Source organism: Phyllobacterium sp. RCAM01083, assembly GCF_055685835.1.
This window is the reverse complement of record NZ_JBVFZN010000005.1, coordinates 1,019,405-1,033,643: the sequence shown is the minus strand read 5'-3', so window position 1 is coordinate 1,033,643 and position 14,239 is coordinate 1,019,405. Positions and strand designations below refer to the sequence as shown.

Here is a 14,239-nt window from a genome sequence, read left to right as displayed (position 1 = left end):
AATGATGAAAGAAAGGCTTTCCTATGACAACGCTCGATATCGGCAGTTCCGCCCCGGATTTCACCCTTCCCCGCGATGGCGGCGGAACGCTTTCCCTGGCTGAATTGCGCGGGAAACCGGTCGTTCTCTATTTCTATCCCAAGGACGATACGAGCGGCTGCACCCAGGAAGCCATCGAGTTTTCCGGGCTGAAACCTGAATTCGACAAACTGGGAGCCAAGGTCATCGGCATGTCGCCCGATCCGACCAAGAAGCACGACAAGTTCAAGACGAAGTACGATCTCAAGGTGGATCTCGTCGCCGACGAGCAGAAGACCATTCTGGAAGCCTATGGCGTGTGGGCCGAAAAAAGCATGTACGGCCGCAAATATATGGGCGTTGAACGCACCACCTTCCTGATCGATTCGAACGGCAGGATCGCAAAAATATGGAACAAGGTGAAGGTTCCCAATCACGCGGCCGAAGTTCTCGAAGCAACCAGGGCTCTCTAGACCGAACTCAACCGCTTTCTACCTGAAATTGATGGAAAATCGGCGCTCCGTCAGGATTTGTTAACCATAACGGGGTGTAATGCCTTCTATAAATTGAAGCTGCAAAATGACGAGCGAAGCGGCCATGAAGAAGGCAAAACACTCCCCCATCTTCAGCAACCAGCAGGAACCCCACACGATCATCATCGCGCGGGGCGAAACGATCCGTCATTTCACCCTGCGCCCCTGGGCCGCCATTCTTGGCGGCACACTGGCCTTTGCGCTGGCCGGCACCTACCTCATTGCCACCTCCTATCTGGTTTTCCGCGACGACCTGATCAATGGCAGCGTCGCGCGTCAGGCCCGGCTGCAACAGGCCTATGAAGACCGCATCGCCAGCCTGCGCACCCAGCTCGACCAGGTCACCAGCCGCCAGCTGCTCGACCAGCAGGCGATGGAAGGCAAGGTCGCCGAACTCATCCAGCGGCAGAAGTCCCTTACCGAACGCCACGCCAAGCTTGCGCCCATGCTGCAGCGGGCAGAACATGCCGGCGCTGCCATTCCGCCCGAGGCGGACAGCAATGCGCCGATGGACAGCAACGGCCAGGATATCGTCAAGTCGAACGATGATGACGCTTTCTATGGCATCGATCCGATCATCACCGGTCCGACCAGCGTGACCCGCAAACCGGCACCGCGCGATGACAAGCCGCGCAAGAGTGTCGACAAGGCCGAACTGCTGCTGAAATCGGTCAATACATCGCTGACGGATATCGAGACCAAACAGATCGCCCAGATGCAGGCGCTGTCCAATACCGCCTACGAGAATGCCGACAAGATCATGGAAGCGCTTGCCGCAACCGGGGTGAAACCCGTTCTGGATGAAAAGTCGGATACGGGCGGCCCGTTCATTCCCGCCGGCAGCATTGCCCCTTTTGACGCCAAGCTGAACGATCTTGATCAGGCGCTCGAACGGCTGGAAGGCGCCAAGGCCCTTGCCAAATCCATCCCGATCTCCAATCCGGTCCCCGGCATGCCGGTTTCCAGCACGTTCGGCGTGCGCAAGGACCCGATCATCGGCTCGATGGCGTTTCACTCCGGCATCGATTTTCGCGCCATGAGCGGCTCGTCGGTGCGCGCCACAGCCAACGGCACGGTCACCGAAGCGGGCTACAATGGCGGCTACGGCAATATGGTGGAGGTCGACCACGGCAACGGCCTCTCCACGCGCTACGGCCATATGAGCCAGATTCTCGTCACCCCCGGCCAGAAAATCAAGATCGGCGACGTCGTCGGCAAGGTCGGCAGCACCGGGCGCTCGACCGGCCCGCATCTCCATTACGAGGTGCGCCGGAACGGCAGCGCCGTCAATCCTGCGGGTTTCCTGACCATCGGCCGCGAGGTCGCCGCGGAACTTTAAAATCGCCTGCTTTGAGTTTTCAAAATTGACATGGAAAAGCATCGAACATATCGTGAACATATACGTCTACGATGAGGAAAATGATGCTTCGATCACTGGCAGCGCAATTTGAAAGAGCGTCCGCAAGCTATGCGGAGTTGAATGGCATCAAGAGAGACCGCGACTGGTTCGTTCTCAAGATGCACGAGGAAATCGGCGAACTGACCCAGGTCTGGAACAGGCTCCACGGGCGTGCGCGACACAAGGGCCGATCAGAAGCAGAACTCCGGCAGGACCTTGCCGATGAAGCTGCTGATCTGTTCGGCCATATCATCCTCTTTACCGATCAGAACGGGCTCGACCTGCACGCCGCGATCAAACGAAAATGGCAGTTTTATCCTTGGGACAAAGCAGACGGCAGGGATTGAGCCAAGCCGCCCGGATGTTTGTCGCCAAGCTTCTTCCACAGCGTCTCGCGCTTGCTCATGTCCAGAAACGTGGCATGGCGCGAAAGGATCGCGGTTAATCCATCCCCGATCCGGTCGTCTGGCATGGATATAAAACCAGCCTTGCGAAACCACGGACCATTCCAGCGGGGCGATTTAAACGTTGTGAGCGCGATTCCGGAAAGGTTCAGTTCCATTGCTCGGCTGTGAACCGCCGCCAAGAGCCCTGCTCCCACGCCTCTGCCGGAGGCCGCAGGCTCGACCATGATGTTGGCAATGTACATCATTCCATCGAGCGGCTGCATCAACACATACCCGCAAGCTTTGCCAGTGGCTTCAGCGACCACGGTCTCCCCGCTTAGAAAGCGTTCCGGCGCTATCGGCGGCGCCTGCACGACGGCTGCAAAACCGTCGAGTTGTGCATAGCGCGAGCGGGCGACCCGTTCGATGGCCCGCAGCGTTTCAACCTCATCGTATCGGAAGGCGCGCAGATGTACGTTGTCAAAAGTGATCACGAAGTCTGTCCCGGCTTGTTCACCCGGTTCCTACCAAAGGTCCGTGACAGTTTCATCGTTGCTATCCGGTAGCTATGAGCAACCTGACTGTCGCCACGTCTCGTATTCACGCCCTGAAAGTACAAAACCCGCAGATAGCGGGTTTTGTACTGCAAAGTTTGCCCTACAACTTACCTTGCTTTTTCAGAACATCATTGGCGTCAAATGCGCCACGTGCACCTGCTTCTTTCGCTCGAAACATAACGACGGTAACCCCAACATTTGCCGTTGGCGCATAGACTGGTGTTGCAAATCCCTGTCTCGTGTAGGTGCCATAGGCGGTGTTGCCGTACAGATTTGCGTTGGCGGTGCCCGAACCCCAAGTCTGTATTCCGGCTAGTCTTTCACCTTGTGACGTTGAAGCTTGTTCCAAGCGGAAATGGGTATACCCCCGTCTTAAGGTCGCTTCAGCGGCCTTCTTCATGGTTATGGCGGGAGCACTGCCTACAAACAGCAGTCCGCTTGCCTGCGTGTCAAGCCGCACCATATTCTGTGCCAATGGCATTTCGCTCGTTGTCGCACATGCGGTGACAAACAACGACATAAGACCGACAGCAATCCGTTTCATATTCCCCCCAAGTAATACAGTCCACCCCGGACGCGGCGAAGCTATATAGGAAGATACTCAACAGCAATATCCAAATTATTGTAATTAAAACTCAAATCGAAATTATACAAATATTTTCAAAACCTGAAGAAAGATTTCGAAACAAATAACCTGAACAAAATATCGGGAAAAATTGGTTGGCCCATAAAAAATCCCCGGCAGGACATCTCCAGCCGGGGATTTTTGTTCAGACAATACGCGCCTGGACTTAGGCGATATCCTGCACTTCCACATCGCTGCCGTGCACGCGGTGCGCGAGAGCCGCTTCCATGAACATGTCGACGTCGCCGTCGAGCACATCCTGCGGGCTGGTGCTTTCGACGCCGGTACGCAAATCCTTGACCAGCTGATAGGGCTGCAGGACGTAGGAGCGGATCTGGTGGCCCCAGCCGATATCGGTCTTGGAGGCGGAGATGGCATCGGCCGCCTGCTCGCGCTTTTCCAGTTCCGCTTCGTAGAGCCGCGCGCGCAGCATCGACCATGCCGTGGCACGGTTCTTGTGCTGCGAGCGTTCCGCCTGGCACTGCACGACGATACCGGTTGCGATATGCGTGATGCGCACCGCCGAGTCAGTCGTGTTGACGTGCTGACCGCCGGCACCCGACGCGCGATAGGTATCGATGCGCACATCCGATTCCGTCACCGCAATCTCGATATTGTCATCGACGACGGGATAGACCCAGATGCTGGAGAAGGATGTATGGCGCCGCGCATTGGAATCGTACGGCGAGATGCGCACCAGCCGGTGCACGCCCGATTCGGTCTTCATCAGACCATAGGCATTGTGGCCCTTGATCAGGATGGTGGCCGACTTGATGCCCGCTTCTTCGCCGTCGTGGATTTCGAGCAGCTCCACCTTCATGCCCTTGCGGTCGGCCCAGCGCGTGTACATGCGCAGCAGCATCGATGCCCAGTCCTGGCTTTCCGTGCCGCCTGCGCCCGAATGCACTTCGACATAGGTGTCATTGGCGTCGGCTTCGCCCGACAGCAGCGTATCGATCTGGCGCCGGTCCACTTCCACCTTGATGGCGCGAATGGCTTCTTCCGCCTCGGTGACGATGGACTTGTCGCCCTCTTCGTCGCCCATGGCGATCAGCTCGATATTGTCTTCGAGCGACTGGCTGAGCGTGCGGATGGAGTTGATACCGTCTTCCAGCTGCTGGCGCTCGCGCATGAGCTTCTGGGCTTCCTGCGCGTCATTCCACAGTGCGGGATCTTCGGCAAGCTGGTTCAGATAGCCAAGGCGTTTGATTGACGTATCCCAGTCAAAGATGCCTCCTCAGCAGGCTTATGGCCTGCTTGATCTCGTCGACCAGCGTCTCGATTTCAGCGCGCATTGGCTGTCCGTTCCTTCTGCTTTTTCATTGTTTTCGAATTGCGGCGGACCATATTCACTGGTCCGCGCGATGTAAAGTCTTCAGACTTTACGAAAGTTCACCGGCTCGATCGGTCAGAAAAGTCCGCCGCCGCCGCCCTGAATGACCCTGTTGACGTTCGGAGACTGCACCTCCATGGGCGCGCCTTCGGAGAAGGAATTCGCGCCAATGACGGAATAGCTGTCCGCAGGGCCTGTGCCCGGCTTGAAGGCTTCCATGATCACATTCGGCTGGCCTTCGGTGGCGCGCATGCCGGTCTTGCGGTCAATCGCCACAACGGTCATGCCTTCCGGCACACGGAAGTCAACCGAACGCTGGCCCTTCAAGGCAGCATCCATGAAATCCTTGAAGACCGGGGTCGCAAGGCCGCCGCCGGTGCCGCCATGGCCCATGGGCGTCGGCGTGTCGTAGCCGAGATAGAGGCCGACAACGAGGTCCGGCGTGAAGCCGATGAACCAGGCGTCCTTCTCGTCGTTCGTCGTACCGGTCTTGCCGGCGATCGGACGGTTGAGGCTCTTCAGGATGGTTGCCGTACCGCGCTGGATGACGCCTTCCATCATCGACGTGATCTGATAGGCGGTCATCGGATCGAGCACCTGATCGCGGTCGTCGACCAGCTCCGGCTCCGGCTGGTTCTTCCAGTCCTCGGCAGAGCAGTTGTCGCATTTGCGCTCATCGTGCTTGAAAATGGTCTTGCCGTAACGGTCCTGCACGCGGTCGATGATCGATGGCGTGATCTTGCGTCCGCCATTGGCGATGATCGAATAGCCCGTCACCATGCGCATCACGGTGGTTTCGCCCGACCCGAGCGCCATGGCCAGAACCGGCAGCATCTTGTCATAGATGCCGAACCGTTCGGCATATTCGGCAACGAGCTTCATGCCCATGTCCTGCGCCAGACGCACCGTCATCAGGTTGCGCGACTGCTCGATGCCGTAGCGCAGGGTGGACGGGCCGGCAAACTTGCCGCCATAATTCTTCGGTGCCCAAATGCCGAGACTGCCGCCCTGGTCGATCGAGATCGGGCCATCCAGCACCACCGATGCCGGGGTGTAGCCATTGTCCAGCGCGGCCGAATAGACGAACGGCTTGAAGGAGGAACCCGGCTGGCGCATGGCCTGCGTGGCGCGGTTGAATTCCGATTCGGCGAAGGAGAAGCCGCCGACCATCGCGAGCACACGGCCGGTATGCGGATCCATGGCAACCATCGCGCCTTCGATTCCCGGCACCTGGTGCAGATCGAAGGCCGTATCGCTGCCTTCCTTCTTCTGCACGAACACCACGTCACCGGGCTTGAACACGCCCTCCAGTGATTTCACCGACGTGCGCCTGCCATCCTTGTAGAGATTCATGGCCCATTTGATATCGGCAGCGGCAATCGTGCCCTTCTTGCGCGCGGTAACCAGGCTGTTGGCATCGTTGCGCTCGGGCTGCAGGCCAATGACGGCCTGTGTCGGCGTCACCTCGAGAATGACCGCGAGCTGCCAGTCCGGAACATCGGAAAATGGCTTGATCTCGGCCAGAGGAATACCCCAGTCGCCGATGGTGGAAATCGTCTTGTACGGACCGCGATAGCCCTTGGCCTCGTCATACTTGAACAGCCCGTGCTGCAGGGCGGCGCGGGCCTGCACCTGCATCTTGGGGTCAAGTGTGGTGCGCACGGACAACCCGCCCTCATAGAGCGCGTTTTCACCATACTTGCCGATGATCTGGCGACGGACCTCTTCCGTGAAATATTCAGACGCGAACAGGTAGTTGCCGGTATGGCGCGGCGTAACACCGAGCGGTTCGGTCTTGGCCGTTTTGGCTTCGTCCGTCGTGATGTAGCCGTTCTCGGCCATGCGGTCGATCACCCAGTTGCGGCGTTCGAGCGCCCGCTCCGTCTGGCGGAACGGATGATAATTGGACGGTCCCTTGGGCAGCGCCGCCAGATAGGCCGCCTCGGCGATGGTAAGCTCATTGACCGACTTGTTGTAATAGGTCAGCGCCGCACCGGCGATACCGTAGGAATTGAGACCGAAGAAAATTTCGTTGAGGTAAAGTTCGAGAATGCGGTCCTTCGAATAGGCCTGCTCGATGCGGAAGGACAGGATGGCTTCCTTCACCTTGCGGCCCATCGTCTGGTCGGACGACAGGAGGAAGTTCTTTGCCACCTGCTGGGTGATGGTGGACGCACCAACCGGGCGGCGCGAGCCCCAATTCTGCACGTTGACGATAACGGCGCGGGCAAGACCGCTGATGTCGATACCCGGATGCTGATAGAAGTTCTTATCTTCCGCCGACACGAAGGCGGCCTTCACCCGGTCCGGAATGGCCTGGATCGGCAGATAGAGGCGGCGCTGCCGGGCGAACTCGGCCATCAGCGCTCCATCGGACGCGTGAATGCGCGTCATGACAGGCGGCTCGTATTTGGCCAGAACTTCATAATCGGGCAGGTCTTTGGATACTTTGACCACATAGAGCGCTGCACCGCCCGCGGCCAGCAGCGCGACGACGGTACCGATTCCGAAAAAATATCCGATCAAGCGTATCATTTGTATCCGGAACCCGTTTCATCCATTTGGCATGTCGATAATCGATGCACGATCTTGGTCAATGCAAATCGCACTCCGGGAAGCAGTTTCCCGGTACTCCAACCGGAATACACAACGCCCGGCAAATTCAGTGACGCAATTGAGCGACAAATGTGACAAAGGCAAGGACAACCCGGTTCTGCGCACAATTTAAATACCAATTGTGGAGTTTCGGCAACGCACAGACAAGTATATTAGGCTCCGCGAACTGTCTGATGGTCAATCGTTGCATAAACGCTGTCGGAAACTGTCAATTCGATGCGCCTGCTGTCTTTTTTCCTGAAAATTCGCCAACGGCTGCAGCAAGCCGTTCAGCCACATGGGTCCGCCATGCCGGGTCGAGCATCAGTTTTGCGTCTTCGTCATTGGACAAATAGCCGATTTCAACCAGCACGGACGGCACATCCGGTGCCCGCAACACCTGGAACCCGGCGAAACGGTGCGGATTGTTGATCATGTTCACATCGCCCTTAAGGGCCCGCACCACGCCCTTGGCGAAACTGAGCGAGAATGTATGCGTCTCGCGCCGGGTCAGATCCATGAGAATATCGGCAATTTCCGGCGTCTCATTGTCAAAGGCAACGCCCGCCACCGCATCGGCCTTGTTTTCGCGGTCGGCCATGGCGCGCGATGCGGCATCGGACGCCTTGTCGGAGACCGTATAGACCGTCGCGCCGCGAATGTTGCGCTGGTTGATCGTATCGGCGTGCACCGAGATGAACAGATCAGCCTCATATTGCCGGGCGATGCGCACGCGTTCCGGCAGGCGCAGGAATTCGTCGCTGTCACGCGTCATCTCGATCCGCAGGCCGGGAATCTTGCTCAGCTGATCGCGCAGCTCGCGTGCGAACATCAGGGTGACATCTTTTTCCATGATGCCGCCGGTGCTTTCCGCACCGCTGTCTATGCCGCCATGCCCCGCATCCACGACAACGGTAAACGGCTTGGGCGCCTTGCTGACTTCCACCGGCGCCGCACTGGCAACGCGGTCGCCCTTGGGGCCAACCTGCGTGGATGCGGTGGGTGCATTCTGGTTTTTGAGGACATCGGCGAACTGCCGGTCCGACGAGGCGACAAGATCGGCAACAAGGCGATAGCCCGGACTGTTGTCATTCTTGAGCACATCGACGCGTTCGACGCTGAACGGGCCCTTCATGGTAAAGATCAGCCGCGAACGGGCATCGCTGATCATCCCGTAACGCACATTGTCGATCAGTCCGCGCGGCTCCAGCGATTTCTTGTCAAAGGCAAAGACGGCTTTCGGCAAATCGATCACCAGGCGATGCGGCTCGCCCAGCAGCAGCGTCGACACCTCAGGCTCATGGTCGAAATTGATCACGACGCGGGTGCGCAGTTCGTCGCCAGCCGCCTGATAGGTCAGCGCCGCCAGTTCATCGGCCGCAAACGCGCCCTGGCCGGATTGCGCGACAGCAACCGAGACCAGAAAGACTGTTACCAAAAACCGGCAGATCACATTCATGTCATTGCAGATGGACGCCGGCGCGTGCCGGGCAATCATCCCCTCTGGTGCTATTTCGTATCAGACGGAGCCACATTATATGTGAATGATAGGTAACTCGTCGTGGTTAATTTAATCTTATTAACCGCCTATCCCCGTTATCCCGCTGTTATCGTGACCGCCACTTCTGTGCCATAGCGATGACACGATTATGAAGAAGGCCTTGTCATAACGCGACACACCTCCTAAAAGCAAAGGTGGGTTACTTTCCGCCATCCGGAATCATGCTCGCTATGTCACGGCAATTGGCCGGCTGACACTGAAGGCAGAGACACGGAGTGGCAGAAGCGAAGCATCGCTGTGGTAACCGGAAAAGAATTTGGCGTGAGCAGACAGGGAATGTCGGCTGCGCTTTGTGTGAACGGCAGATGGCGCAGACAAGGCGCGTCGAGCCAGCCCTTTCGAGGGTGTTACCGCATAACCCCAAAGATCATTTTCGATTTTTGGATAAGGATTATGCGCAATCTTAGTTGTTACTGCGCCTCTGTGCGTCCGAAAAGACGCACGGCGCAGTAACGGGTCGGCAATGCTTCAGAGCATGCCATTCGTAGAGGTCGTTTCGTCAGGAACAGAAATGTTTGACACAGGCGTGACTATTACCGGCTTGAAAGCCGCGGGTGCTGAAAAGCAACACCGCGTGATGCCGTGTCTGTCTGTTTCTGCGAACCTTAATATATCCGGCAAATGTGAAACCGCGGCTCCGGCACCCCTATGGGCGTCCCGGTTGTCCCGCGTTTTGAGCGTTTCAGCCGGGGAGAAGAATCATAATGTCGGACAAAATGCTAATCGACGCCTCCCACCAGGAGGAAACGCGCGTTGTCGTGGTTCGCGGCAACCGGATTGAAGAATTTGACTTTGAGTCGGAACACAAGAAACAGATCAAAGGCAATATCTATCTCGCGCGTGTCACACGTGTAGAACCATCGCTTCAGGCAGCTTTCGTTGAATATGGCGGCAATCGCCATGGCTTTCTCGCGTTCAGCGAAATCCATCCTGACTACTATCAGATTCCGATGGCGGATCGTCAGGCCCTGATCGACGCGGAAGCCGAGGCAGCCAGCCAGGACGAAGACCACGAGGAAGCAGCCGGCGAGCAGCGCACCCGCGATCGCAACGATCGCGGACAGCGCAATCGCCGCCGCAGCCGTCGCGGCACGCGCCAGGGCGACGAATCGGTCAAGCTCGATTCGGCGGATGACGAGAATGCTGCCACCGATGAAGCTGGCGACAGCCACGAATCATCGGAGCAGGCTGCATCGGATGAAAACCCCTCTTCCGAAAACAATGGCGGGCAGACACTTGCCGCCGCCATCGATGCCGATGTCATTTCGGAAGCCGTTGTCGTTGACACCAACGATGCGGCTGACGCTGCCACGGATGCCGCTGAAAGGGCTGACGACGGCGACCACCAGCCGCGCCGGTCGAAGCGCCGGTCGCAGGACGACAAGGAAGAGCCGCATGACGAGCTCGACGAAGTCGATTCCATCGGTGCCGAAGATGCCATGGAAGAAGTTCCGACGCATCAGCGCTTCCAGCGCCGCCAGTACAACATCCAGGACGTGATCAAGCGCCGGCAGATCCTGCTGGTTCAGGTTGTCAAGGAAGAACGCGGCAACAAGGGCGCGGCCCTGACCACATATCTCTCGCTCGCCGGCCGCTATTCGGTCCTGATGCCGAACACCGCCCGTGGCGGCGGCATTTCGCGCAAGATCACCAGCATCCAGGACCGCAAGCGCCTGAAGGATATCGTCAAGGATCTCGAAGTGCCCAAGGGCATGGGTGTGATCCTGCGCACGGCCGGTGCGATGCGCACCAAGCCGGAAGTGAAGCGCGATTACGAATATCTGATGCGCCTGTGGGAAAATGTCCGCAGCCTCACCCTCGCCTCCAGCGCGCCGACCCTCGTCTATGAGGAAGGCAGCCTGATCAAGCGCTCCATCCGCGATCTCTACAACAAGGACATCACGGAAGTGCTCGTCGCCGGTGAAAACGGTTACCGCGAGGCCAAGGACTTCATGCGCATGCTCATGCCGAGCCATGCCAAGGTGGTCCAGCCCTATCGCGAATTGACGCCGATCTTTGCGCGCAACGGCATCGAAGCGCAGCTCGACCGCATGCTGCAGCCGCAGGTGACGTTGAAATCCGGTGGTTACATCATCATCAACCAGACGGAAGCTCTGGTGGCGATCGACGTCAACTCCGGACGGTCGACACGCGAACATTCGATTGAAGATACGGCCTTGCAGACGAATCTTGAAGCGGCAGATGAAGTCGCGCGCCAGCTGCGGTTGCGCGATCTTGCCGGTCTGATCGTCATCGACTTCATCGACATGGAAGAAAACCGCAACAACCGTGCGGTGGAAAAGCGCCTGAAGGATTGCCTGAAAGACGATCGCGCCCGCATTCAGGTCGGCCGCATTTCCCACTTCGGCCTGCTGGAAATGTCGCGCCAGCGCATCCGCGCCAGCGTGCTGGAAAGCACCACGCAGATCTGCTCGCATTGCGGCGGCACCGGCCATGTGCGCTCCGCCTCCTCCATCGCACTGCATGTCATGCGTTCGATCGAGGAATATCTGCTGCGTCATTCGCAGAACAACATCATCGTTCGCACCACGGTTGCAACGGCACTCTATGTGCTCAACCACAAGCGTCAGAACCTTGCCGATCTGGAAGCGCGTTTTGGCCTGACGATCAGCATCGAGGCCGACGAGAGCGTGGGTGCGCAGCATTTCGCCATCGACAAGGGTTCCATTGCGCTTGGTCCGATTGTCCCGCTGACGGAAACGCCGGCCCTTGGCATTGTCGACGACTTCGACGAGACCGATCCGGTGATCGAGGAGATCGACGAAGACGCCGACAGCGAAGCACAGCCCGGTGAAACCGCCCGCACGGGCGATCAGGACGAATCATCCCGCAAACGCCGGCGCAAGCGGCGGCGGCGCGGCGGTCGTGACCGCCAGGAAGCGGCAGCCGGCGAGCCAGGCCAGGCCGTGCGCGGTGACACCGATGGTGATGATGCGGATGTTCCAGCCGTCGAAGGCGAGGATGCAGCAGCAGCCAAAGCCCGCGAGGAAGAGAACGAACGCCGCAAGAAGCGCCGGCGCGGCCGTCGCGGCGGACGCAAGAACCGTCGTCCGGAAGATGGCGATGATCAGGAGATCGCTGCCAGATCCGTGCCCGATGCGGAACCGGTCTTCGTGACCATCCCTCTGCCGGATTTCAGCAAGCCAGCGGCCGTTGAAACCAAGGCGACTGCGGTTGAAGAGACGGTTGTCGTTGCAGACATCGTGGTTGAAGCGGAACCGGCGGTTGCCGAAGACGCACCGGCCAAGAAGCCTTCCCGCCGCAAGCCGCGCGCCAAGGCCGAAGCCGAGCCGGTCGCAGAAGCCACAGCCGAGGCTGCGCCCGTCGAAGCCGAGGCTCCAGCCAAGCCGAAACGCGCACCGCGCAAGACCGCCAAGAAGGCGGTTGCCGAGGAAACGGTTGCCGAGCCTGCACCGGCGGTCGAGGCGGAGGCGCCAGCTGCCGCTCCGGCGGAAATCCAGCCGGAGCCCGCTGCCCCCGCAAAGGCGGAACCGGCAAAGGTGGAAAACAGCACGCCAGTCGTCACGTCCACCTCTCCCAAGGACAAGAAGGACGGCGAAGCATCGCCGAAGCGCGGCTGGTGGCAGAAGAAGGGTTTCTTCTGAGAGCCAGAAACGCGTGGATAACTGAACTGGAGAACCGGCATCTTTGCCGGTTCTTCTTTATCAAGGCCCAAGCTATCCTTAAGCCGGGCCTCAGATTTGCCGGAATAATCCGCCATCTCACAAAGAAGAGAACACGGTTTGCTTCTCTTTCCTTCAAAGACCGACTTCGATACGAATAAGCCATGATGACAGTTCGACAGATCATTTCCCGTCAATCGTTGACTGCCATGGCGCGCAGCACGGTCGCGGCTCTCGTTGCGGGCGCTGTCAGCCTGGTCCAGACGAGCATTGCTGCGGCACAGTCCAACGTTCCCATCGTCCGCGATGCTGAAATCGAAGCGCTTGTAACCGACTACGCCACGCCGATCATCAACACGGCGGGTCTGGGCAAACGCGCCATTCGCATCGTTCTCGTCAACAACAGCAGTTTCAACGCGTTTGTGGATGGCCGGCGTATTTTCATCAACACCGGGGCGCTGCTGCAGGCCGAAACACCCAATGAGATCATCGGGGTGCTGGCCCATGAAACCGGGCACCTGGCGGGCGGGCACCAGTTCCAGTTGCGCGAGCAGATGGCGCACGCCAAGACCATGGCGGTTGTTGCCGGGCTGGTTGGCCTCGGTGCAGCCGTTGCGGGGGCCGCGACCAAGCAAGGCGGCATGGCGCAGGCAGGGACAGGCGTGGCCATGGGCGGTACGGAGATGGCCATGCGCAGCCTGCTCAGCTATCAGCGCACGGAAGAAATGGCAGCGGATCGCTCGGCAATCACCTATCTCGCCAATACCGGGCAATCGGCGAAGGGCATGCTGACGACATTCGAGCGTTTCTCCAATGCCCTGTCGCTCAGCGGCACGCGCACCGATCCCTACCGCATCAGCCATCCCATGCCGCGCGAGCGCATTGCCAATCTGGAAACGCTCGCCCGCGCCAGCCCCTATTTCGACAAGACGGACAGTCCTGCGCTGCAGCAGCGTCATGATCTGATGCGCGGCAAGATCGCCGCCTATACCGGCGGCGGCGCCAGCGTGCTGCAGAACTTCCGCAAGGACCCGAACAATATCGGCGCCCGCTATGGCAATGCCATCGCCACCTACCTCAACGGCTCGTCGCAGGAAGCACTCGGAAAGATCGATGCGCTCATCCGCGAGCAGCCGAAGAACCCCTACTTTCACGAAATGCGCGGCGAAATCCTCCTGAAGCAGAACAAGGTGATGGAGGCGGCGGCGGCCTACCAGAAGGCCAGCACGCTTGATCCGCGCAAATCGGGCCTGATCCGCATGGCCTATGGCCGCGCGCTGATGCTGAGCGGCACGCCCGCCAACCTGAAGGCTTCGATCAAGGAAATTCAGGCCGGGATCGACCGGGACCGCGAATTCCCCGACGGCTACGGCTATCTGGCGCAGGCCTATGGCCAGCTTGGCGACGGACCGCGTTCGGATCTCGCGGCAGCTGAGGAAAAATACTATTCCGGCAAGATCCAGGACGCACAGATCTTCGCCATACGGGCCCAGCGCGCCCTTGCAAAGGGATCGCCGGACTGGGTTCGCGCCCAGGACATCATCAATTCCAAGCGCAATTGAGCATGATCATCCTGCTTTTTGCCAAC

The 14,239-nt window shown here is 59.0% G+C and carries 10 protein-coding genes; 5 read left to right on the top strand and 5 right to left on the bottom strand.

Annotation, left to right across the window (positions count from 1 at the left end; translation table 11 throughout):
• The first annotated feature begins 23 nt into the window (after nt 1–23).
• The 3 genes from bcp (at nt 24) to ACZ25R_RS11665 (ending at nt 2,297) form a co-directional block, all read left to right on the top strand.
• Nucleotides 24–491, top strand: coding sequence for a thioredoxin-dependent thiol peroxidase (gene bcp / locus ACZ25R_RS11675; protein WP_288191625.1), 468 nt, complete (start codon nt 24–26; stop codon nt 489–491).
• A 106-nt stretch (nt 492–597) separates the two neighbouring features.
• Entirely contained in the window at nt 598–1,890 is a 1,293-nt protein-coding gene (locus ACZ25R_RS11670; RefSeq protein WP_464660577.1) for a M23 family metallopeptidase, read from the top strand.
• Nucleotides 1,891–1,973: 83 nt separating this feature from the next.
• Complete coding sequence (locus ACZ25R_RS11665; RefSeq protein ID WP_464663261.1) at nt 1,974–2,297, top strand: nucleoside triphosphate pyrophosphohydrolase family protein; 324 nt, start codon at nt 1,974–1,976, stop codon at nt 2,295–2,297.
• Here ACZ25R_RS11665 and ACZ25R_RS11660 read toward each other — a convergent pair.
• The 5 genes from ACZ25R_RS11660 to ACZ25R_RS11640 all read right to left on the bottom strand — a co-directional run bounded on the left by ACZ25R_RS11660 (nt 2,264) and on the right by ACZ25R_RS11640 (nt 8,944).
• Nucleotides 2,264–2,830 (bottom strand): GNAT family N-acetyltransferase, encoded by a 567-nt coding sequence (locus ACZ25R_RS11660; protein WP_472461077.1) that lies wholly within the window; start codon nt 2,828–2,830, stop codon nt 2,264–2,266. The genes ACZ25R_RS11665 and ACZ25R_RS11660 overlap by 34 nt on opposite strands.
• A gap of 163 nt (nt 2,831–2,993) precedes the next feature.
• Nucleotides 2,994–3,437, bottom strand: a complete 444-nt coding sequence (locus ACZ25R_RS11655) for a hypothetical protein (protein WP_223613214.1) — start codon at nt 3,435–3,437, stop codon at nt 2,994–2,996.
• Nucleotides 3,438–3,684: 247 nt separating this feature from the next.
• Nucleotides 3,685–4,813 (bottom strand): peptide chain release factor 2 gene (gene prfB, locus ACZ25R_RS11650; RefSeq protein ID WP_288191627.1). Its coding sequence is split into 2 segments (ribosomal slippage): nt 3,685–4,743 and nt 4,745–4,813, totalling 1,128 coding nucleotides; the frame shifts between segments, so codons are not numbered across the junction.
• A 113-nt stretch (nt 4,814–4,926) separates the two neighbouring features.
• Nucleotides 4,927–7,386 (bottom strand): penicillin-binding protein 1A, encoded by a 2,460-nt coding sequence (locus ACZ25R_RS11645; RefSeq protein WP_472461076.1) that lies wholly within the window; start codon nt 7,384–7,386, stop codon nt 4,927–4,929.
• Nucleotides 7,387–7,675: 289 nt separating this feature from the next.
• The gene (locus tag ACZ25R_RS11640; RefSeq protein ID WP_472461075.1) at nt 7,676–8,944 is read right to left on the bottom strand and encodes an N-acetylmuramoyl-L-alanine amidase; all 1,269 of its coding nucleotides are present in this window, start codon (nt 8,942–8,944) and stop codon (nt 7,676–7,678) included.
• A 767-nt stretch (nt 8,945–9,711) separates the two neighbouring features.
• Between ACZ25R_RS11640 and ACZ25R_RS11635 the strand changes: the two genes are divergently transcribed.
• Together ACZ25R_RS11635 and ACZ25R_RS11630 are read left to right on the top strand one after the other, a co-directional pair.
• Nucleotides 9,712–12,633, top strand: coding sequence for an Rne/Rng family ribonuclease (locus ACZ25R_RS11635; RefSeq protein WP_472461074.1), 2,922 nt, complete (start codon nt 9,712–9,714; stop codon nt 12,631–12,633).
• Nucleotides 12,634–12,818: 185 nt separating this feature from the next.
• Entirely contained in the window at nt 12,819–14,213 is a 1,395-nt protein-coding gene (locus ACZ25R_RS11630; protein WP_403177643.1) for a M48 family metalloprotease, read from the top strand.
• Nucleotides 14,214–14,239 lie beyond the last annotated feature (26 nt).